Origin of the sequence: Cytobacillus firmus (genome assembly GCF_023715565.1) — a bacterium.
GTDB lineage: Bacteria > Bacillota > Bacilli > Bacillales > Cytobacillaceae > Cytobacillus > Cytobacillus firmus_C.
Window position 1 is genome coordinate 1 of the sequence record NZ_JAMBOJ010000053.1, and the last position, 20,155, is coordinate 20,155.

Annotated in this window: 22 protein-coding genes; all 22 read right to left on the reverse strand. The window is 41.6% G+C overall.

The window, feature by feature from the left end; genetic code table 11:
- Positions 1-129 precede the first annotated feature (129 nt).
- The 22 genes from M3205_RS18745 to spoIVA all read right to left on the reverse strand — a co-directional run bounded on the left by M3205_RS18745 (position 130) and on the right by spoIVA (position 20,067).
- Positions 130-897 carry a menaquinol-cytochrome c reductase cytochrome b/c subunit gene (locus M3205_RS18745; RefSeq protein ID WP_095244676.1) on the reverse strand — a complete coding sequence of 256 codons (768 nt, stop codon included), beginning with the start codon at positions 895-897 and terminating at the stop codon, positions 130-132.
- 43 nt (positions 898-940) lie between these two features.
- Complete coding sequence (gene qcrB / locus M3205_RS18750) at positions 941-1,615, reverse strand: menaquinol-cytochrome c reductase cytochrome b subunit (RefSeq protein WP_035330156.1); 675 nt, start codon at positions 1,613-1,615, stop codon at positions 941-943.
- Positions 1,616-1,618: 3 nt separating this feature from the next.
- Complete coding sequence (locus tag M3205_RS18755) at positions 1,619-2,125, reverse strand: QcrA and Rieske domain-containing protein (RefSeq protein WP_095244677.1); 507 nt, start codon at positions 2,123-2,125, stop codon at positions 1,619-1,621.
- Positions 2,126-2,274: 149 nt separating this feature from the next.
- The gene (locus M3205_RS18760; protein ID WP_251171280.1) at positions 2,275-2,739 is read right to left on the reverse strand and encodes a YpiF family protein; all 465 of its coding nucleotides are present in this window, start codon (positions 2,737-2,739) and stop codon (positions 2,275-2,277) included.
- A gap of 113 nt (positions 2,740-2,852) precedes the next feature.
- Positions 2,853-3,398 (reverse strand): ReoY family proteolytic degradation factor, encoded by a 546-nt coding sequence (locus tag M3205_RS18765; RefSeq protein WP_095244679.1) that lies wholly within the window; start codon positions 3,396-3,398, stop codon positions 2,853-2,855.
- Positions 3,399-3,471: 73 nt separating this feature from the next.
- A complete protein-coding gene (locus M3205_RS18770) occupies positions 3,472-4,734 on the reverse strand; it encodes a tetratricopeptide repeat protein (RefSeq protein ID WP_251171281.1) in 1,263 nt (420 codons plus the stop codon).
- Between the two features lie 19 nt (positions 4,735-4,753).
- Positions 4,754-5,659 (reverse strand): hypothetical protein, encoded by a 906-nt coding sequence (locus tag M3205_RS18775; protein ID WP_251171282.1) that lies wholly within the window; start codon positions 5,657-5,659, stop codon positions 4,754-4,756.
- A 113-nt stretch (positions 5,660-5,772) separates the two neighbouring features.
- Positions 5,773-7,065 (reverse strand): 3-phosphoshikimate 1-carboxyvinyltransferase, encoded by a 1,293-nt coding sequence (gene aroA / locus M3205_RS18780; RefSeq protein ID WP_251171283.1) that lies wholly within the window; start codon positions 7,063-7,065, stop codon positions 5,773-5,775.
- Positions 7,066-7,100: 35 nt separating this feature from the next.
- Positions 7,101-8,207, reverse strand: coding sequence for a prephenate dehydrogenase (locus M3205_RS18785; protein ID WP_095244683.1), 1,107 nt, complete (start codon positions 8,205-8,207; stop codon positions 7,101-7,103).
- A 94-nt stretch (positions 8,208-8,301) separates the two neighbouring features.
- Positions 8,302-9,402 (reverse strand): histidinol-phosphate transaminase, encoded by a 1,101-nt coding sequence (gene hisC / locus M3205_RS18790; RefSeq protein ID WP_095244684.1) that lies wholly within the window; start codon positions 9,400-9,402, stop codon positions 8,302-8,304.
- Between the two features lie 87 nt (positions 9,403-9,489).
- Positions 9,490-9,864, reverse strand: coding sequence for a chorismate mutase (gene aroH / locus M3205_RS18795; protein ID WP_251171284.1), 375 nt, complete (start codon positions 9,862-9,864; stop codon positions 9,490-9,492).
- A 35-nt stretch (positions 9,865-9,899) separates the two neighbouring features.
- The gene (aroB, locus tag M3205_RS18800; protein ID WP_251171285.1) at positions 9,900-10,976 is read right to left on the reverse strand and encodes a 3-dehydroquinate synthase; all 1,077 of its coding nucleotides are present in this window, start codon (positions 10,974-10,976) and stop codon (positions 9,900-9,902) included.
- Positions 10,976-12,148 (reverse strand): chorismate synthase, encoded by a 1,173-nt coding sequence (gene aroC / locus M3205_RS18805; RefSeq protein ID WP_251171286.1) that lies wholly within the window; start codon positions 12,146-12,148, stop codon positions 10,976-10,978. Before aroC ends, aroB begins: the two co-directional genes overlap by 1 nt.
- Before the next feature lie 201 nt (positions 12,149-12,349).
- A complete protein-coding gene (locus M3205_RS18810; RefSeq protein WP_095244688.1) occupies positions 12,350-13,123 on the reverse strand; it encodes a CheR family methyltransferase in 774 nt (257 codons plus the stop codon).
- A 120-nt stretch (positions 13,124-13,243) separates the two neighbouring features.
- On the reverse strand, positions 13,244-13,690 hold the full coding sequence (gene ndk / locus M3205_RS18815; RefSeq protein ID WP_035330143.1) for a nucleoside-diphosphate kinase: 447 nt from the start codon (positions 13,688-13,690) through the stop codon (positions 13,244-13,246).
- 167 nt (positions 13,691-13,857) lie between these two features.
- The gene (gene hepT, locus M3205_RS18820) at positions 13,858-14,820 is read right to left on the reverse strand and encodes a heptaprenyl diphosphate synthase component II (protein ID WP_095244689.1); all 963 of its coding nucleotides are present in this window, start codon (positions 14,818-14,820) and stop codon (positions 13,858-13,860) included.
- Between the two features lie 81 nt (positions 14,821-14,901).
- Positions 14,902-15,603: a demethylmenaquinone methyltransferase gene (gene menG / locus M3205_RS18825; protein ID WP_251171287.1), complete on the reverse strand. Its 702-nt coding sequence runs from the start codon at positions 15,601-15,603 to the stop codon at positions 14,902-14,904.
- 3 nt (positions 15,604-15,606) lie between these two features.
- Positions 15,607-16,416, reverse strand: coding sequence for a heptaprenyl diphosphate synthase component 1 (locus M3205_RS18830; RefSeq protein ID WP_095244691.1), 810 nt, complete (start codon positions 16,414-16,416; stop codon positions 15,607-15,609).
- A gap of 280 nt (positions 16,417-16,696) precedes the next feature.
- Entirely contained in the window at positions 16,697-16,933 is a 237-nt protein-coding gene (gene mtrB, locus M3205_RS18835) for a trp RNA-binding attenuation protein MtrB (RefSeq protein ID WP_048008168.1), read from the reverse strand.
- Between the two features lie 120 nt (positions 16,934-17,053).
- Positions 17,054-17,620: a GTP cyclohydrolase I FolE gene (gene folE / locus M3205_RS18840; RefSeq protein WP_095244692.1), complete on the reverse strand. Its 567-nt coding sequence runs from the start codon at positions 17,618-17,620 to the stop codon at positions 17,054-17,056.
- Positions 17,621-17,830: 210 nt separating this feature from the next.
- Complete coding sequence (gene hbs / locus M3205_RS18845) at positions 17,831-18,103, reverse strand: non-specific DNA-binding protein Hbs (RefSeq protein ID WP_009332755.1); 273 nt, start codon at positions 18,101-18,103, stop codon at positions 17,831-17,833.
- Between the two features lie 485 nt (positions 18,104-18,588).
- A complete protein-coding gene (gene spoIVA, locus M3205_RS18850; RefSeq protein ID WP_035330137.1) occupies positions 18,589-20,067 on the reverse strand; it encodes a stage IV sporulation protein A in 1,479 nt (492 codons plus the stop codon).
- Positions 20,068-20,155 lie beyond the last annotated feature (88 nt).

Here is a 20,155-nt window from a genome sequence, read left to right on the forward strand (position 1 = left end):
GTAACTTAATTGTATCAGAAGTGGTCCTTATTTTTCTCAAAAACAATCAAAGCCGGTGACATTTTACTCGTCGTAAAATGTCACCGGCTTTTTCATTTCAGAGGTGGGTTTTGTCCCAGCCTCTTTTAATTATTTGCTTTCAAGGCCAGAAATGAATTCAGCAAGCTTTTGAAGTTCTTCATCAGAACCTTTGAACATTCCTGGAGGCATAGCGCCTTTACCGTTTTTAGCAATGTCAGCAACTTCTTCAGGTGTTAACCCAGTGTCAACAAGTGCAGGTGAACCTGCTCCACCCTGAAGGTCTCCTCCGTGGCAGGAAATACAGCCGTTTGCTTCAAAAATCTTGTAGCCTTCGTCTTCTTTATCGAATTCTACTTCAGCCACAATCTTACCTTGCTGTGCAGCTGCCTCCCAGTCATGGTGGGCAACAGACTCCCAAGTCAGATAAGTAATGCCGGCTAGAGCCAATAGCATAAAGCCGGTTGCTAAAGGACGCTTGGACGGACGGCGTTCAGGTCCGCGGTCAATAAATGGTGCAAGCAGCAATGCTCCGAATGCAAGACCCGGAATAATAAAAGCACCGATTGCATTATAAGGTCCGGATGCATAGCTGTATTTTAGAAGCTGGTACAAGAACAGGAAGTACCAGTCTGGCAGCGGAATATAAGCTGTATCACTTGGATCAGCAATTTTTTCTAATGGCGGCTCATGCGCAATTGTCAAGCATAGGAAACCGATAAGGAATACAGCCCCTACCATCCATTCCTTTAACAGGAAGTTTGGCCAGAATGCTTCTGTTTTTCCTGGATATTCCGAATAGTCTTTCGGAATATTCGGTTTGCGTTCTGCAGGAACACGAGAGTCACCTACGAATTTCATACCTTTACCACGATGCATTGGGCGATTTCCCCTCCTTTTGCAATGATCATAAAATTATTTCTTACAACGGTCCTGAAATACCCTGCTTACGAATCATAATAAAGTGGGCAGCCATTAACCCGAATAATGCAGCCGGTAAGAAGAATACATGGATAGCAAAGAATCGGGTGATCGTCTGCGCGCCGACAATATCAGAATGTCCTGCAATAAGTATTTTCAGATATTCTCCAATCAGCGGAGTTGATTCTACGATCTGGATTGTTACTTTTGTAGCGAAAAGGGCTTTCATATCCCAAGGCAATAAGTAACCTGTCAGTCCAAGTGCAAGCATTATGAAGAAAATAAGCACTCCGACAACCCAGTTTAATTCACGGGGCTTCTTATAAGCTCCCTGGAAGAAAACACGTAACGTATGTAGGAACATCATTACGATTACCAAACTTGCTCCCCAGTGGTGCATTCCGCGGACAATCTGCCCGAATGCAACATGGTTTTGAAGATAATACACGGATTCCCATGCATTTTTGATATCCGGAACATAGTACATTGTCAGGAACATACCGGATAAGATTTGAATTACAGTAACGAAGAACGTCAGACCGCCAAAACAGTAAACGAATGCAGAGAAATGATGTGCGGGGTTTACATGCTCAGGCACTTCATGGTCAGCAATATCCCGCCAGATCGGCGTAATATCTAAACGCTCATCTACCCAATCATAAATTTTGTTTAACAATTATTACGCCTCCTTTCGCGGTTCAGCCTTGCCTAAATACAAGAAGCCATCTTTTTCTTTGTAAGGAAATACATCAAGTGATGCAACCGGCGGTGTACCTGGAACGTTTGTCCCATCCTTTGTATAAAGGCCGCCATGGCAAGGGCAATAGAAATGATCAGGGTTTGACTTGTCAGTATTCCAGTCAACTACGCACCCTAAATGCTTACATACTGGAGACAATGCAACAATTTCACCTTTATCATCCTTATAAACCCAAGCAGTGCCGGTAACTTCGGATGTGTACCATGCATCCTGCTGCTCGTAAGTGTAATCAACCCTTGTCGGCTTTTCGGTAATTTCAGCCACTTTTTGCTTTGTTGGAATAAAATCACTTTCACCAGCTGCCTGCAATACAGGATCAACCGCAAAACGGACCATCGGCATTAGCATGCCTGCTGCCATGAAACCGCCTACACCAGTAAGTGTATAGTTCAGGAATTGACGTCTAGTAACTCGATTTTTGCTCATACTTTTCCCCCCTCTATTATGAAGTTAAGTCCAACGGACAAAATTCAACACAATATAAAACTAGGACATAACAATGATATATCAATCTTTATGCAAGGTCAATATAATCCTTTGGCGAAACATGTAAATAGAGCGACTTAACATTCACACTATTCACCATTTTGCCACTTTTGGACAAAAAGATTCAGCAGCTGTTTCACCTGGTCATCGAGAATGGAGTTCCTATAATTTTCATCCATATTCTCAAGAGGCAGAGATGGAAGCCAAATCAAGCCTCCTTCCACCCGGTCTTCGAACGTTTTCCACATGCTGTCCGAAGTTAATAGGAAAATATGCTTAAACCCCTGAGCCTTCAATTCTGATTCCCATTGTCCCAAGCCGCTGATCAGGCTCTCTTCTGATGCCGGTTTCAGATATGCATATCCAGGCAGCATGATGAGACGCCCTCTGAATTGCCGTTCAAGCTGCACACTTAGAAGTGATATAAATTCCGTCATCGCTACAGACTGTTTGATATCATCGCCAAATGATACAGGAAGAAGCGGGAGAACAGCTGTGTCTACATATTGCTTTTCTTTAAGGAACATGTCGATATCCTGTGATATCCATTTCATATCATTCACTCCATTACATATATTTGCCTTCCTTAATATATCATTAATGATTAGAATGCTTCAAATCAGAGAATGCAGGCAAAATAAAAGCCCTGCTTTTATAAAAGCAAGGCTTAGGTGGTTTCTAATTTATTCAGCTGCTGAGTCAGAACGTTAAAAGCTTTTTTATCCTGCTTATCCAATGCTTCATCAATGAGCACAAGGAGTTTCTCTCTTCTAAACTTTTCCAGGCTTTCCGCGAGGAACCTTTCGGCAATCAGCCGGTCCTTTTCGTTTACCTGGAGTGTCTTTGGCATAAAGGGATTTTCCTCCATTACCGCTGCATACTGATGGGCCTTATTTGAAGCATGGAAATTAAGCTGGATATAAATCTCTTCATCCCTGTTTAAGCGGATATCATGGAAGGACTTCTCCGCATCTGTGGTCATTACATTCTCTTTGTAAAAACGGAAAGGAACTTCATCCACACAATGTGTCGACATGATCAGGCCTCTTGGGCAATACTGTGCCTGCTCCACAAAATGCACCTTCTCCATAAGCTGGTCATGACTCATCAAATAATTGAGAATCCAAACACATTCTCTTCTTTTGAGCTGATAATGGTTCAAAAACCAGCGGATAAAATCTTTCTTCTCGTTGACAGATACAGGGGTCGCCATTTTTGATTCCCTCCTCTGCTTACAGACAAATTTGGTCTTACTGAAACTGCATTAAGTATAGAAACTGCCATATTTAATCAAGAAAATCATCCGTGAGTCGCTGCAGCACATCCAGATATTCCTCATTGCCAGGCTCCAGTTTGGTTAATGTATTAAAAATTTCGGCAGCCTCCTCCCTTTTTCCTTCCTCTGCTAAAAAATATCCGTAATCTGAAAGAAAATCCGGCTGCTGTTTAAAGAAAGTATATGCAAGCTGATATTTGTTTAATGCCTCTGAATATTCCTCTAAATGCTGAAAGGCAACGGCTGAATCCCATAATAGCTGGGGCTCTTCCAGCTCGTTCAGCATTTCAGTAATTTCGATTACATCTTCATATCTTTCCTGCTGGAGGAGAAGTTTATTTAAAAGAATCGCTGCCTGGACATATTCGGGATCCAGTGCAAGAGCCTGCCTGAACATATCTTCGGATTCTTTTTCATTGCCAGTTTTCAAGGCAAGCTTCCCGCCATAGAAGAATAGCTCTTTGTTAAATTCGTCCTGTTTCAAGCCTTCCTTGACTGCTTCCAGGCCGCTCGCGGCTTCTTCCTCCCGCTCGTATGCCTGAGCAAGGTATAAATACAGTGAATGATACTCGGGATCCAGCTCCTTCAGTTCAGTCAATTTTTCAATGGCTGTACGGTTAAAGCCGGCTTGAAGCGCTGTAAAAGCATAACTGAAAAGGGTATTAATCTCCAGTTTGTCATCAAGCGCTTTTTCGTAATATGGAAGGGCTTCTTCAAATGCTCCGCCTGCACTGAGAATATCCGCCAATCTCTGATTTACATTTATGCCTGCAATGATTTCCTCTTTCCTGAGAACTTTTTCATAAATCTGCTTTGCTTCCAGGAACCGACCCTGCTCTGCATAAAGTTCACCCAGGGCAAAATCTACAATTATCTCATCAGGCAATATTTCTTTTGCTTTCAGGAGCTTTTGTTCGCTGACCTCAAATAGACCATCCATCTGATAAAGGTCTGCTAATAAGAGAAGCGACTGCGGAAAGCTCGGATCATGTTCATTTATTCTTTCAAGGACAAGGATGGCTTCCTCTTCATTTCCAAGATCAATATGTGTTTCAGCCAGCAGAACGAGCAGTTCTCCTTCTTCCGGATATGCTTCCAGAAGCCGTTCATATAAGGCTTTTGATTCCTCAAGGAACCCGTACTGGAACAGTTCTTCAGCCAGCAGGAACCTTTCTTCATGAGAACCATCCAGCAGTATTTGCTGATAGCTCTCCAACGCTTCTTCATGATGACCGTTTTCTAAAAGAGTAATGATTTTATTTACTTTATCCATACTAAATTCCTTTCGAATGCTAATCGGCTATTTTAAAATAAGCTGGTGTGCTGATTTTAACCTGCTCACCGGAACCTGAACGAAAAATCACTTCTTGTCCGGCTCTAATCACTTTTCCCTTCAGTACAGTGACAGCAAGTTTATCTCTATGATAATGAAACAGCTGTGATTCTTCAACGGTAAGACCTTCTTCAGGTTTTTCAAATAAATTATAACTGACTTCCCCGCCCTGATGGATATTCCCTTTTAAAGGGTAAATCCCGGCTTTGGACAGAACTGACCTCGATAAAGGCTCGTGTTCCATCAGCTCATTCGGCACCGAAGGTATTTTCTCTTCCTGCATCAGTTTTGCCCATAATGTATTTATTCTGCTTTTCTCCTTTTCATTCCTGCCTGCAAAGATGGGTACAAGCGGACAATTATAAGGAAACATTGCTTCCCGCAGCCAACCCCATGGAACTTGTTCAAGCTCCTTTGCATCCTGTATTTCAACAAAAACAACAGGAACTCTTTTTCTCTTACATTTTCTCATAAAAGAAGGGGTAAGGAGACGGACAGGAATTTTCACACCAATAATATAATCAATCGGGCTGCTTAATAAACTTGCATTAAAGCTTTTAAGATCACTCTTCAAAGAATATTCATGCTTAACAGGCACGGCTGTCAAGAAGGCTGTACATCCTTTTAAAATAAACTCCCGGATATAATACTCTTTGAGTTCTGAAAAAGGCTTTTCAAGCGGGATGGATGTGTCCAGAACCACGAATCCTGCAGACATAATAAATGCACCCGCATCCATTCTTGTGAATTGAAACCTTTTCATTTCAGTCTGCATCAGTGAAATCTCATTATTTCTTATCAGCATAGATGTTTTTAACAGCTTGTCTTCCTTTAGCAGATTTGCATTCTCAATAATATATGTCATAAAACCACCCTCTTAAACGGTCTTATGACAAGCTATGAAATTTTCAGATAAATATGACTGCTTGTACAGAAAAAGAGCTGCAGGAAAACAGCTCTTTTTTCTATGAATGTAATTCAATCTGAAATAAGGCTATCTAAATGATCAAAAAACGACGGATAGGATACAGAAATTGCTTCTTTCTGCTGAAGGTGAACTTCGTCTTTTGAAATGGCGGCAGCAATTGCCAGCATCATGCCGATCCGATGGTCTCCGTGACTTGAGACAGTTCCACCTGAAAGAGATGATTTTCCCCTGATTACCATTCCATCTTCTGTAGCAGTAATCACGGCTCCAAGCTCTGAGAGTTCATTGACAACCGTATCAATGCGATTCGTTTCCTTTACCTTAAGTTCCTCTGCATCCTTAATTACTGTTTCTCCCTCTGCTTGTGTTGCGAGAAGGGCAATAATTGGAATTTCATCGATAAGCCGCGGAATGAGCGCCCCTTCGATAACAGTTCCTTTAAGTTTAGAAGTTCTGATGGTAATATCCCCTGCAGGCTCAGCTGATCCATTTTCATACGGCTCAATGCTGAAATCTGCACCCATCTGCTGCAGCACTTCAAGGATGCCGGTTCTTGTAGGATTCAGTCCAACGTTTTTCAACGTAATTTCACTATTAGGCACAATGGCTCCTGCAGCCAGAAAGAAGGCAGCAGAAGATATATCACCGGGAACATGAATTTCTGTCCCTGTCAGTGTTTGGCCTCCCTTAACCCGAATGGTTTGCCCATCTGCTGCAACTTCCCCGCCAAATTGTGTGATCATTCTTTCAGTATGATCACGTGTCTTCACAGGTTCAATAATGACTGTTTCTCCGCTTGCCTGCAGGCCGGCAAAGAGCAGTGCTGATTTAACCTGTGCGCTCGCGACAGGAAGCTCATATGTTACTCCTGACAAGGGGCCGCCAATGACTGATAAGGGGGTGAATTCCCCATTCTTCCTGCCATGAATCTTTGCACCAAGTAAACTTAGTGGCGAGGTTACTCTTGTCATCGGCCTTTTTGCAATGGATTCATCTCCGACAAGGACTGAATGGAACGGACGGCCAGCCAGAATTCCCATCATAAGGCGTATCGTCGTACCTGAATTCCCAACATCCAGAATATCAGCCGGTTCCTGTAATCCATCCATTCCCTGCCCCGTAATTGTAACTTTATTGCCTTCCTGCTCAATAGTTACTCCGAGCTTGCGGAAGCAGGCTATCGTACTAAGACAATCCTCTCCTAACAGAAAATTAGTTACAGAGGTCTTCCCTTTTGCAATGGATCCAAACATCACAGAACGATGTGATATGGATTTATCACCGGGTACCGCTATTTCCCCGCTTAAACCTTTGACATTTGACTTCAATTTTGCCGGTATCATCTATCATCACCCTTTGCTAAATTAAAAAATTCGCTCTATAGACCGATGGTTGTTTCATAGCTTGTATACAGTTCCAGGCAATTAATTGCCCGATCCCTGTCCTCTTCCGTTTGAAAGCTGATAACCAGAACTCCATAAATTTCTTCCCTTGTCTCCAGGATTCGGATATTCGTAATGCTGATTTCTTCCTGAGCCAAATATCCAGTGATTTCTGAAATGACACCAGGGTAGTCCGGTACATCCACGAACAGATCATAAAATGCCGGAATTGCACCTTTTTCTTTTTGAGGCAGCTCATCCCTGAACATCTTTGCATGAGAAAAATATTCAAATATGCCCTCACTGTTTTCCTGTCTGAGGATTGATTTTACTATCTCCATTTCTCCCTGCCAATCCTCCATTAACTTAAGCAGCACTTCTTTATTCTGAAGGAGAATATCCCTCCACATAGCAGGGCTGCTGGAGGCAATCCTGGTAATATCCCTGAAGCCTCCAGCTGCCAGTCTTGGAATCAGCTTGTGCGAACGGCTTGTTTTTTCTGCCTGATGGACCAGGGAAGCAGCTATCATATGCGGAAAATGGCTGACGATCCCGGTTATATAATCATGTTCATCGGGAGCTATGGTCAGAAATTTCGCTTTTGTTCCTGAGAGCCATTCCTTTAACCTTTCAACCTCCGCCGGAGCAATATGCTCTTCAGGAGTGAGCAGATAAAAGGCATTCTCAAAAAGCAAATCTTTTGCTGCAGTGACACCGCTCTTATGGGAGCCTGCCATTGGATGCCCACCGATAAAAGTGATTCCTTTTTCCTTTAGTACCTTTGCACAGCTTACAATTTCTTTTTTTGTGCTGCCTGCATCCGAAATGATGACGTTATTTTTCAATTCACACTCTTTTAAAATATGTATTATTTTTTGAGTCTCCTGTACAGGTGCAGCTATTAAAATTAAATCAGCGTCCCTTGCCCCATCCTTAATAGTATCAGAAATTTCGTCTGAGACCCCAAGCATTTGGGCAAGGCGTCCCTGCTCTTTATTAACATCAAAGCCGATGATCATGCTTTCACTATGTTTTCTTTTTATTGATAGGGCCAAAGAACCTCCGATCAAACCAAGGCCAATAATAAAGATCTTCCCTCTCATCCTCTCACCGCCTTTATTAAAAATAATTCAGAGGCATTATTATGCCTCTGAATGGATATCAAAAAAGTATTTATACTGCTAACCTAAAAAATCCCTACAATGCTGCAGCCTGCTTTGCAAGATACTGGCCCATTGCGGCAAGCACACCATCATTCTGTTCCTTAGAACCTACCGTGACACGGACATAGCCCTGGAAGCCAAGTGCCTTGCCGGACCGTACGATATACCCTTTTTCAAGTAAAAATTGAAACACCTCATCTGAATCGGCATTAAAATTGATTAATATGAAATTTCCCTGTGAAGGGTAATAACCCAGTCCATGATCTTCACAGAAAGCATAGAATTGTTCGAGCCCTTCGCGATTTTTCCGTCTGCACTCTTCAATGAAATTCTGATCCCCTATGGCTGCAGCAGCGGCAGCCTGAGCAAACTTATTTACATTAAATGGCTCTCTTACCGGTTCGAGGGCTTTGATTGTTTGAGGATTTGCAATTCCATAGCCTACCCGAAGGCTTGCTAAGCCATAAATTTTTGAGAATGTACGCAGGACAATCAAATTTTCGTAATTCCGGATTAAATCCAATGTATTGCAGTAATCCTCTGCTGTAACATATTCATAATAAGCTTCATCAAGGACAACCAAAACATCTTGAGGCACCTTTTTCAGAAATGAAAGCAATGCAGACTCATTAATATAGTTCCCTGTCGGATTGTTTGGACTGCACACCCAGACTACAGCAGTTTTTTCATCGATGGCAGCCAGCATTCCATCAAGATCATGCTCTCCTTCAACCAGTGGAATTTCCCTGATTTCCGCACCTTCTACCACAGCATTATGCCTATATTGCGGAAATGTTGGCGCCGCCATAACAGTATTGGTTTCCGGACTTAATAAAGCTCTGGAAATCATTTGAATAATTTCATCCGAGCCATTGCCAAAAATCAGCTGATCTTTCTGTATACTTAAGTGCCCAGCCAAAACCGACCGCAGCTCAGAAGCATAACCATCGGGATACAGGGCAAAAAATGACGGCGACTGATTCATCGTAAAAAGAACTTTTTCAGAGCATCCAAAAGGATTCTCATTTGAAGCAAGCTTAACTATTTGATTCAGTCTATATTCCTTTTTTACTTGATCAATTGATTTCCCCGGCTGGTAAGGAGTTAAATTCAACAGCTGTTCCTTCCATTTCATTCAAATCCACCTCATTTTTTATCGCTTTCACTAATTATCGTGTTAAAGTATTTTTCGTCTGCTCCTATATTATCACAAAACTCTCCATTAAGGAGAGTTCGTGGTGTTTAGATCTGGCCGAAGCTTGATGGCTCCACGCAAATAAATATGGCGGATATTCTGCTGAGGAGTATCTGTATTCACATGCATCATAACCCGGATACAATTAGGGAGTGATCCTTCAATAGGAATTTCTTTCATGCACATGACAGGAACGTATGTCCAGCCTTCTATTGAACGCATTGCCTTTGCGGGAAAGGCTGCTGTTAATTCTTCCGTAACGGATATAAAGACAGAAGCTACATCCTCAGATACAATATTATTTTCCTGAATCATTTGCCTGATCAGCAGCTCAGTCGCTTCTAATATCTCGGCTTCACAATTCTCATCTACGGTGACGGCTCCCCTCACCCCTCGAATCACTTACAGCACCTCCCATAACTGTTTTGTCAGCCTTTTTATTTTGTAAAAATAGCAAGCTCCCGCAAAATCAGGTCATCAGAAACCTGATATATGACAGGCTTACCCACTTCCTCTAAAAGAACAAAGCGGACATTCTGTCCTTCTGATTTTTTATCCTGCTTCATCCGCTCAAGCAGTTTTGAATGTGATAAATCTCCAGGGAGATCTGTTTTGTAGCCAAGCTGATCAAGCCAGCGTTTGAATTCGTTAACATCAAAGCAAAGATCCAGCAGTGTTATACTTAATTGAAGTGCAAATAGCATCCCTACTGCAACAGATTCGCCATGTGTCCATTCTCCATAGCCTTTCTCCGCTTCAATTGCATGGCCCAGAGTATGGCCGAAATTCAGAAATGCCCGAACGCCAGCTTCCTTTTCATCCTCTGCAACAATCCTGCCCTTGATCTCTATTCCCTTTGTAAGCATCCTGCTTAATTCATCAGAGGGAAGGCTTTCAAGGGTAAGGATGTTGTTTTTAAGGTTCAAATAAAAGTTCATATCATCTATCAGGCTATGCTTTATGACTTCTGCAAACCCTGAGCGCAGCTCTTTCTGAGGCAGGGAGTCAAGAAACGCCAGATCATAAAACACTGCCTGGGGCTGGTAAAAAGACCCTGCCATATTTTTTCCTGAAGGATGGTTGATGGCTACTTTTCCTCCCACAGCGCTATCATGTGCCAGGATGGTAGTTGGAATCTGAATGAAGGGTATTCCTCTCATAAATGTGGCTGCGACAAAACCTGCCAAATCTCCGACAGCTCCCCCGCCAAACGCCAGGATAAGAGATTTTCGATCAAGTTTATGTTCCAGAGCAAAGGACAAGCACTGATAGTAAACTTCAAAGGTTTTGGCTTTCTCACCGCTTGGCACAGTACAGACTTTGGCCTCAATCCCCGTAAGTGACGCTTCCAGCTCTGGCAGATGCAGGTCCCGAACCGTTTCATCCGTGATGATCATTACATTTGTCAAGGCCGGAAAAGCATCTTTAATATATGATCCCAATCCCTCAATTGCTCCGGTCCCTATATAAACCGGATAGGCCTTGTCAGGTGTTTTGATTAAAATCCTTTTCATTAAAACTCCCTCGCAAATTGTCTTTGCTGTTCAACGGACGCTTTTAATGTCTCAAACCGGTCAGAATAAAACTGGTCTACAATGGCTGAAGCCAGTTCCCAGGCAATCACATTTTCTGCAACGACTGCAGCTGCCGGCACCGCACAGCTGTCAGAACGCTCTATGCTTGCAGAGAACGGTTCCTTTGTTTCGATATCTACACTTTGCAGCGGTTTATAGAGAGTGGGTATTGGCTTCATTACTCCTCTGATGACGATTGGCATTCCCGTTGACATGCCCCCTTCTAAGCCGCCAAGACGGTTTGTTTTCCGATAATAGCCTTTATCCGGGTCCCATGCGATTTCATCATGAACTTCACTTCCAGGCTTCCTTGCTGCCTCGAAACCTATGCCAAACTCGACACCTTTAAAAGCATTGATGCTCACCATCGCACCTGCAAGCTTCGAATCAAGCTTTCGGTCATAGTGTACATAACTTCCAACTCCCGGTGGCATTCCTTCAACAATAACCTCCACTACACCGCCGATGGAATCGCCATTTTCCTTAGCGGAATCGATCGCAGCCATCATTTTTTGGGAGGCAGTTTTATCCAGACAGCGAACGGGCGATTCTTCTGTAATTTCCTTTAACTCCTTAAGTGAAGAATAATCTCTTCGGCCTGAAATAACCCCGCCAATTTCAATAACATGTGCTGCAACCTCAATCCCCAGCTGAGAAAGCAGTTTTTTTGCAGCTGCACCGGCAGCCACTCTCACTGTGGTTTCTCTGGCTGAAGATCGCTCTAAAACATTTCTCATATCCCTGTGCCCATATTTTAGGGCACCATTTAAATCAGCATGGCCTGGGCGAGGACGGGAGATTTTTCTTTTCATTTCTGCCTCATCTTCAGGATTGAGAGGATCCTGGCCCATAATTTTTGTCCAGTGCTTCCAATCATTATTCTCAACAACAAGTGCTACCGGGGATCCCAGTGTGTATCCATGTCTGATCCCGGCTGTTATTTGAACAGTATCTTTTTCAATTTGCATCCTTCTGCCTCTGCCATATCCTTTCTGGCGTCTGGCAAGCTCTTCGTTTATATCTGAATCTACGAGCGGCATTCCTGCTGGCAGCCCTTCTATTATAGTAGTCAGCTGCGGTCCGTGAGATTCACCAGATGTAAGATATCTCAAAACTCTTTCCCCCTTCAACTCATTAAAGGATTATGTACCAATATAACATAATGATAAATATAAGAATAGATAAAATTGAAAATTCCTATAATATTTTATTTCTTCTTATGAATGGAGCCATTTTAACACGAATATTATTTACTACCAAACTAAAAAACAAAAGAAAAAGAGGACGACCAAATAATCATCCTCCATGTGTTATTATTCTTTTTTATAAAAGAAAGTTTCAGCAGATGCCAGTTGATAGCGGCCTGAGTTAAAAATCTGTTCAGTGCTCCCAACAAAGAATATCCCATCTTTTCTTAATGCGCCGCTGAATTTATGATAAAGCTGATCCTTTGCTTCCTCTGTAAAATATATGAGAACGTTCCTGCATACGATGAGATCATACGGACCGCCAAAATCATCTGAAAGGAGATTTTGCTTTTTAAAAGTTACTGTCCTTTTTATATCCTCGGATATTTTATAGAAACTTCCTTCCCGCTGAAAAAACTTTTGTTTCATCATATCAGGAACTTCGTTTAGCGAACGCTCAGGGTAAAGACCCATCCGTGCCCTTGCCAGGGCATTTTCATCAATATCAGTTGCATTTATCTTGATTTGCGACATTGGCAGCATTTTTGATAATATCATGGCAATTGTATAAGGTTCTTCACCAGTGGAACAGGCAGCGCTCCAGATTTTCAGATTCCTATTTTGATCTAATAGTCCAGGCAGGATATTTTTTTCGAGCACCTCCCACCTTTGTGCATTCCGGTAAAATTCGGAAACATTTATTGTCATCCTGTCCAAAAAATCATTCAGCAGTTCTCTATTCTTGACTAACGCGCTAAAAAAACTTCCAAATGATTGAAAGCCTTTTTTCTCATACAGGGATATGAGCCTTCTCTTCATTTGAGCTTCTTTGTACAGCGAAAGATCAATTCCTGTTTTTCTTTTTATATTTTGTATAAATTCCTGATAATCGTCGGCCATTCTATTTCCCCTCTGATAATACCGGTGAGCTTTTTTCTTTTATGGTTATACCCATCCAGCTGAAATAATGAATTCGGTTACAAAAAAAGCACTTGTCATGGACAAGTACTCTTTAAAATATTAGTTAATCCAGTCATTCATTAATTTTTTGTATTCCACTTTTTCTTCTTCTTTGAAGAAAAGGCCAATTTCACGTTCTGCACTTACAGGTGAATCGGATCCATGAATTACATTTTTTCCAACTGTAATGCCGAAATCTCCGCGGATTGTTCCTGGAGCAGCATCTTTAGGATTTGTTGAACCCATCATCTGACGAGCTGTTGCGATAACATTTTCACCTTCCCACACCATTGCGAAAACTGGTCCGGATGTAATAAAGTCAACTAGCTCTCCAAAGAATGGACGCTCTTTATGCTCTCCATAATGCTCTTCCGCAAGTTCCTGGCTAATACTCATTAGCTTGCCGCCTACTAGCTGAAAGCCTTTCTTTTCGAAACGGGAAACGATTTCCCCGATTAAATTGCGCTGTACACCGTCTGGTTTAACCATTAAAAAAGTTCTTTCCATTGAATTCCACTCCTAAAACTTATGTATAGTTATAATGTTAATCCACGAAAATATTAACATTGTTTTGAAAATTTAGCAACATAAATTTGAAAGCGCTTTTTTATTTTAACTTCCCAAACAGAGAAATTGCCTGCACCCGGTAGAGTGCTGGCAATTGGTACACTAAATTAAAATTTTCTTTTGCCTATAAATTTTGCAATATCCCGTAAAGCTTTCTTGGATTTGGAATGAGGCAGTTCTTCAAGTACCGCTAAAGCTTTCTGCAGATATTTATCACTAATTTGCAGAGATTTTTCAATTGCACCGGAATATTTGACCATAGCAATTATGTTTTCTATATCACTTCGTTCAGTACCTTCGTGGACTCTTCTGATTTGTTCGGAGATTCTATGATCCTCCATTGCAAATAAAGCAGGAAGCGTAATGTTTCCCTGAAGGAGATCTCCTCCTGCCGGCTTGCCAAGTTCTTTTTCTGTACCGACAAAATCCAGAACATCGTCAATGATCTGATAGGACATTCCCACATAATAGCCGAATTTAAAAAGTTTTCTATGTATATCTTCCTCTACATTAGCCGCAATTCCGCCAAGCTGGCAGCTCACAGCAATCAGCATGGCTGTTTTCCTTTTAATTCTCCGGAAATATGTCCTGATATTCTGGTCATAGTTATACTTATCTTTAATTTGCTCTATTTCGCCTATACACAGTTCCACAAGTGTATGAGAGAGAATTTTATGGGCATGCGGATTTTCCACATTTGTTATTAATTCCAGCGCACGCGCAAAAATATAATCACCGGTATACATGGCAATCTTATTATCCCATTTTGCTTTGATAGTAGGCTGTCCCCTGCGCAGTTCTGCATCATCAATAACATCATCATGGACAAGCGACGCCATATGGATAAGCTCCAGTGATACAGCTACGTTTTTAATTTTATCAATATCGTATTCTCCGAACTTCGCAGCCAGCAAAACGAAAACTGGGCGGATTCTTTTCCCCCCGGCCTGCAGCAGATGCAGGGAAGCCTGATGCAATAGGGGAGACTCAGCTTTAATCGTCTCCTCCAGCTCGTTTTCTATAACATTTAAATCTGAATTTAAAAATGAATACATCATTTTCAATTTCATTTGCTTACTCACCCAGCTTATCGATCCCGTCTGATCTATTCTCTTTTTCCATGAGAAACATACAGAACAAGTTATTATTTTTTATTTCGTTCCAATGTGTACGGCAGCCACTCCGCCGCTATAAGGCTTAAATGTAACGTTTTTAAAGCCTGCTTCCTCGAACATTTCTGCAAGTTCTTTCATCCCGGGAAAGTCTCTCGCAGATTCCTGCAGCCAGGAATACTCATTAAAGCTTTTGGCAAAAAGCTTTCCAAACATAGGCATAACAAAGCGGAAGTAGAAATAATATGCCTGCTTGTAGCCGAACAGTGTTGGCTGAGAAGTCTCCAGACATACTGCCAGACCCCCTGGCTTTACGACACGGTTCATTTCTTTTAACACCTGCAGATAATCCGGCACGTTGCGCAGACCAAAACCGATTGTCACATAATCGAATGAATTGTCAGCGAAAGGAAGCTCCATTGCATTACCATGCACAAGCTCCACTTGCTTCAGTTTCCGCTCTTTGATTTTTTCCTCACCAATCTTCAGCATATTTTTGCTGAAATCCAAGCCTGTCACTTTACCGTTTTCACCTACGGCTTCAGCGAGCGCAATGGACCAATCGGCTGTTCCGCAGCAGACATCAAGCGCTTTTGCACCTTTTTGAACATTCATCTTTTTCATTGTATCTTTACGCCATCTTAAATGCTGCTGAAAGCTGATAACAGAATTCATTTTATCGTAGTTGCCATAAATCTTTTCAAATACGCTATGAACACGTTCTTCTTTTGATTGCTGCATATTTTATCCTTCTTCCACAAAAGTTTTAGCCACAGACTGATTATTATTGAAAATGCAGTGAATACGCTGCTCCAGTAATTCATTTGCCATAGGAAAATTCAGCAGTGATTGATCGACAATATTCCTTGAAAAGTCAATATACCTGTCGCAAATGAGAATCAGATATTTCCTCTGCTCAGCAGACATCTCTTTCACTTTTGGGAAAGTCAGCTTTTTAAGCGCTTCAAAAACAACTGAGGTGCCTTCCTTCATGAACTGCTGCTTCTCCATAATCAGGCGCTTAATGAATAAAAGATTGGATATCACTTCTTTCCATGCTGTTTTGCTGAATGCGTCAGCCAGCTTTTCAAAAAGTGACGCCTCTACTTTCCTGACTGAACTCATCAGAGTGTCGACCGCTTCAGGAGATTTCTGATATAGCGAAATTTTATGCTCATTTACATCTTTAATCCCATCTGCGAAGACCCTGATCATTTTGATATCATCAAGAGCTGCGAGAATCTTGTAATATAATCCGCTGTAATAAACACCAGCAAGGACAGTAAGCTGTCTATGTTTAAGACCTTTGTCTTCAGATTCATCGTTCTTAACAAGTTCGTGGGTATCAAGGGCGATTTGGATAAGCATTGCAGTTACTGCATATTTTTCTGCTTTTGATTCAGGTATCTCCACATCATCAAGTAAAGAGATAAAAAGCAGAAGCTTGTCTTCATCAATAACAGGTGAATCAATATACCTGAGCAGATAAGGGTGGTTAACTTTTTTTTCAATCTGTTCTTTCACATCTGCTAATTTAATCTTCACATCATGCATGCCATCACCCTTGTTTCCCCTTAATTTTCTTTTCCCAGCCGCTATTTCTCCATGTGATTACCGCGACAAAGAGAACGGATACAAAACGCCTTACATATTATTATCTATTTTTAACCAATTCATTGTTTCCTATTAAATATAAAACGGGCAAAAAAACCTTTTACCCGGTATCTTGTATTCAAGAGAAATATTCAAGCAGAGACAATTATATCATAAATGACAGGAACATGTCAGGACATTATCTTATGAAAATATTCTGTCCTTCTATTCCAGGTGAAAGCTATTTCTTAGCCTCACTTTCGAGTTCTCCATAGCTTGTCATGATCCTGGCATTCCCCCTGATTTTAATCGCAGAAGTATGCTCTGTAAATTGCGCAATCATGACTTCTCCCTGGTCAAGTTTTTCTGAATGGTGGAATCTTGTATCGGATCCTCTTGTTAACCCTATTACATTAACACCATCTTCTTTTGCTTTAATCACAATATAATCGTTTCCTGATGGATTTTTCTTTTCCATTCATACCATCCTTTGCTATATGCTGGTGATTGATAATTAGTTACAAAAAAAGGCTAAAAGTTTTATCTTTCAGCCTTTGATCTGTTTATTGCCTAAACTCATTCATAAACAGAGTCCATATTATTGTTTTATCAGTGAAAGTACTTCTGCACGTGCTCTTGCATCCTCTGCAAATACGCCTCTTACTGCTGATGTCACCGTTTTTGAACCGGGCTTTTTAACTCCGCGCATTGTCATGCACATATGCTCTGCTTCCACAACAACCATCACACCATGCGGCTCAAGCTTTTCCAGGATCGAATTTGCTACAGTAGATGTAATGCGTTCCTGAAGCTGAGGACGTTTCGCAACTGCCTCTACAGCTCTGGCGAGTTTGCTTAATCCTGTTACTCTCCCATTCCGCGGGATGTATGCTACATGGGCAACCCCAAAGAAAGGCACAAGATGATGTTCACACATAGAGTAGAACGGAATATCTTTAACCAAAACAAGTTCCTCATGGTCTTCGCCAAATACTGTATCAAAGTATTCTTTAGGGTCCTGGTTAAGTCCCATAAAAACTTCTTCGTACATTTTTGCGACTCGTTTTGGTGTATCAAGAAGTCCTTCACGATTCGGGTCTTCACCGATTGCTTCCAATATTAAACGCACCGCATCTTCTAACTGGGCACGATTTACCTCTGCCATATTAATGCCTCCTATGTATTAACACTGTGGTAATAATATGTTCATATTAGCATAACCCCTTCATTCAGGCAAAACTGAAACATCTTCAAATAAAATACCGTGAACAGGGTGAATCCTCTTCTTTTTAAAGGCCAGTAACACAAAAAGAAAAAACCGCGAATATATCGCGGTTTTTTGCTCAAGCATAAGCTTTAAGCACTTGTATGTAGATTATTTAACTGCATCTTTAAGCGCTTTGCCTGGTTTGAAAGCAGGAACTTTGCTTGCAGCGATTTCGATTTCTTCGCCAGTTTGCGGGTTGCGTCCTTTGCGGGCAGCACGTTCGCGAACTTCAAAGTTTCCGAAACCGATTAGTTGTACCTTATCACCATTTTTCAAAGCATCAAGGATTGTATCGAAAACAGCATCAACTGCTTTAGTCGCGTCTTTTTTAGAAAGTTCGCCAGCCTCAGCAACTGCGTTAATTAGTTCTGTTTTGTTCATGCCTTTCACCTCCTCCCAAATATGGATAAAACCCAGTAAAATAAGATTCCTTACATACATTTGTAAACAAAATTACTGAATTCTATACGTTATGGCGTGTTTTTGTTTAACAAGCCTTATATTAAATGATAAATTGAAATTTTTCAATCAAAAAATCATTATAAACCCTTTTAAAATAAGGGTTTGGCCGCCATAACGGTAATTCTGTTAAAAGATTATCACAATCAAATGCTGTTATCAAGAATATTTCATGATTTAATGGGAATCTTTTCTTATTTGCAACATATTTGTAATACGCTGACCTCGTTTAATTACCCTTATCATACGGGTTGAAACATATTATTTCAAATTGCAAGGGTTGCCAGTTCCTTTAAGGTGCTCTGGGTTCGGACTTAGAACACTGGATTTTCTCCTCCTGCGTCTGAAGTTGGCCCGGATCCCGACTCATTCCACCGCAAAAAAAAAGACTCCAAAAGGAGCCTTCATTAAAGAATTATCGCAATTAACCCGCCCGAGCCTTCGTTGATGATTCTTTCTAATGTCTCTTTGAGTTTATATCTTGCGTTTTCAGGCATCAGGGACAATTTTGCCTGAATTCCTTCTCTTACGATGGAGCTGAGGCTGCGTCCAAAGATGTCGGAGTTCCAGATTGAAAGCGGATCATCTTCAAAGTCCTGCATCAGGTAGCGGACGAGTTCTTCGCTTTGCTTCTCTGTTCCGATGATAGGAGAGAACTCAGATTCCACATCAACTTTTATCATATGAATGGATGGAGCAACAGCCTTAAGCCTTACACCAAAGCGTGATCCATGGCGTGTAATTTCCGGTTCATCGAGACTCATATCAGCCAGTGAAGGAGCAGCGATGCCGTAGCCGGTTTGCTTCACCATTCTCAGCGCATCGGAAATTTGATCATACTCAGCTTTTGCATGGGCAAATTCCTGCATCAGCTCGAGCAAGTGGTCTTTTCCGCGGATTTCAACACCCACTATCTCTTTAAGGACCTCATCATAAAGATCGTCCGGCGCATATAAGTCAATTTCGGCTACTCCCTGCCCCATTTCAATTCCTGCAAGGCCTGCCCGGTCAATGAATTCAAAGTCGCTGAATTGATGGACCACACGGTCAACATCTCTTAGCCTTTTAATATCCTTAACCGTTTCTTTAACTGCTTCCTGATAGCTTTCACGAAGCCAGTGATCTTCATGCAGCACCATAACCCAGCTTGGAAGATTTACATTCACTTCCAGTACCGGGAACTCATAAAGAGCTTCCCGCATAACATTTAATACATCCGATTCTCTCATGCCCTCTACGCTCATGGCCAGGACAGGGATATCATATTTTTCGGCAAGATCATTTCTAAGGGCATCCGTATTTGGGTGGTGAGGCTGGACGCTGTTAATGATCATGATAAACGGCTTGCCAACTTCCTTTAACTCATCAATAACTCTTTCTTCTGCCTCAATATAGTTTGCACGCGGTATCTCCCCGATAGTTCCGTCTGTTGTAATCACCACTCCGATTGTGGAATGCTCCTGAATCACCTTTCTTGTTCCTATTTCAGCAGCTTCGTGAAAAGGAATCGGCTCTTCATACCATGGTGTATTGATCATTCTCGGGCCGTTTTCGTCTTCATAGCCCTTCGCTCCCGGTACTGTATATCCCACACAGTCCACAAGCCTGATATTTACATCCAGCCCTTCTGCTACATGAACTGTAGCAGCCTGGTTAGGAACAAATTTCGGTTCTGTGGTCATAATTGTCTTGCCGGCAGCACTTTGGGGAAGCTCATCCTGTGTGCGGGCACGTTCCGCTTCGTTTTCCATATTTGGCAGTACAACCAATTCCATGAACTTTTTTATAAATGTAGATTTGCCGGTGCGAACTGCGCCAACTACCCCGAAATATATATCGCCGCCAGTTCTTTCGGCAATATCTTTAAAAATATCAACCTTTTCCAAGTGATCCCCTCCTGAAATCTTGAGTTAATGGGATAATATTATCCTATCTATTATGTTTGGACATTATATGTGTATGATGTTGTCCTAC

Excerpts from the sequence above, each read along its gene's own strand:
- M3205_RS18745 (WP_095244676.1), bottom strand. The coding sequence starts at position 897 with ATGCATCGTGGTAAAGGTATGAAATTCGTAGGTGACTCTCGTGTTCCT.
- M3205_RS18755 (WP_095244677.1), bottom strand. The coding sequence starts at position 2,125 with ATGAGCAAAAATCGAGTTACTAGACGTCAATTCCTGAACTATACACTT.
- M3205_RS18760 (WP_251171280.1), bottom strand. The coding sequence starts at position 2,739 with ATGAAATGGATATCACAGGATATCGACATGTTCCTTAAAGAAAAGCAA.
- M3205_RS18765 (WP_095244679.1), bottom strand. The coding sequence starts at position 3,398 with ATGGCGACCCCTGTATCTGTCAACGAGAAGAAAGATTTTATCCGCTGG.
- M3205_RS18770 (WP_251171281.1), bottom strand. The coding sequence starts at position 4,734 with ATGGATAAAGTAAATAAAATCATTACTCTTTTAGAAAACGGTCATCAT.
- M3205_RS18775 (WP_251171282.1), bottom strand. The coding sequence starts at position 5,659 with ATGACATATATTATTGAGAATGCAAATCTGCTAAAGGAAGACAAGCTG.
- aroA (WP_251171283.1), bottom strand. The coding sequence starts at position 7,065 with ATGATACCGGCAAAATTGAAGTCAAATGTCAAAGGTTTAAGCGGGGAA.
- M3205_RS18785 (WP_095244683.1), bottom strand. The coding sequence starts at position 8,207 with ATGAGAGGGAAGATCTTTATTATTGGCCTTGGTTTGATCGGAGGTTCT.
- hisC (WP_095244684.1), bottom strand. The coding sequence starts at position 9,402 with ATGAAATGGAAGGAACAGCTGTTGAATTTAACTCCTTACCAGCCGGGG.
- aroB (WP_251171285.1), bottom strand. The coding sequence starts at position 10,976 with ATGAAAAGGATTTTAATCAAAACACCTGACAAGGCCTATCCGGTTTAT.
- M3205_RS18810 (WP_095244688.1), bottom strand. The coding sequence starts at position 13,123 with ATGGCCGACGATTATCAGGAATTTATACAAAATATAAAAAGAAAAACA.
- ndk (WP_035330143.1), bottom strand. The coding sequence starts at position 13,690 with ATGGAAAGAACTTTTTTAATGGTTAAACCAGACGGTGTACAGCGCAAT.
- hepT (WP_095244689.1), bottom strand. The coding sequence starts at position 14,820 with ATGAAATTGAAAATGATGTATTCATTTTTAAATTCAGATTTAAATGTT.
- menG (WP_251171287.1), bottom strand. The coding sequence starts at position 15,603 with ATGCAGCAATCAAAAGAAGAACGTGTTCATAGCGTATTTGAAAAGATT.
- M3205_RS18830 (WP_095244691.1), bottom strand. The coding sequence starts at position 16,416 with ATGCATGATGTGAAGATTAAATTAGCAGATGTGAAAGAACAGATTGAA.
- mtrB (WP_048008168.1), bottom strand. The coding sequence starts at position 16,933 with ATGGAAAAGAAAAATCCATCAGGAAACGATTATATTGTGATTAAAGCA.
- folE (WP_095244692.1), bottom strand. The coding sequence starts at position 17,620 with ATGGCAGAGGTAAATCGTGCCCAGTTAGAAGATGCGGTGCGTTTAATA.
- hbs (WP_009332755.1), bottom strand. The coding sequence starts at position 18,103 with ATGAACAAAACAGAACTAATTAACGCAGTTGCTGAGGCTGGCGAACTT.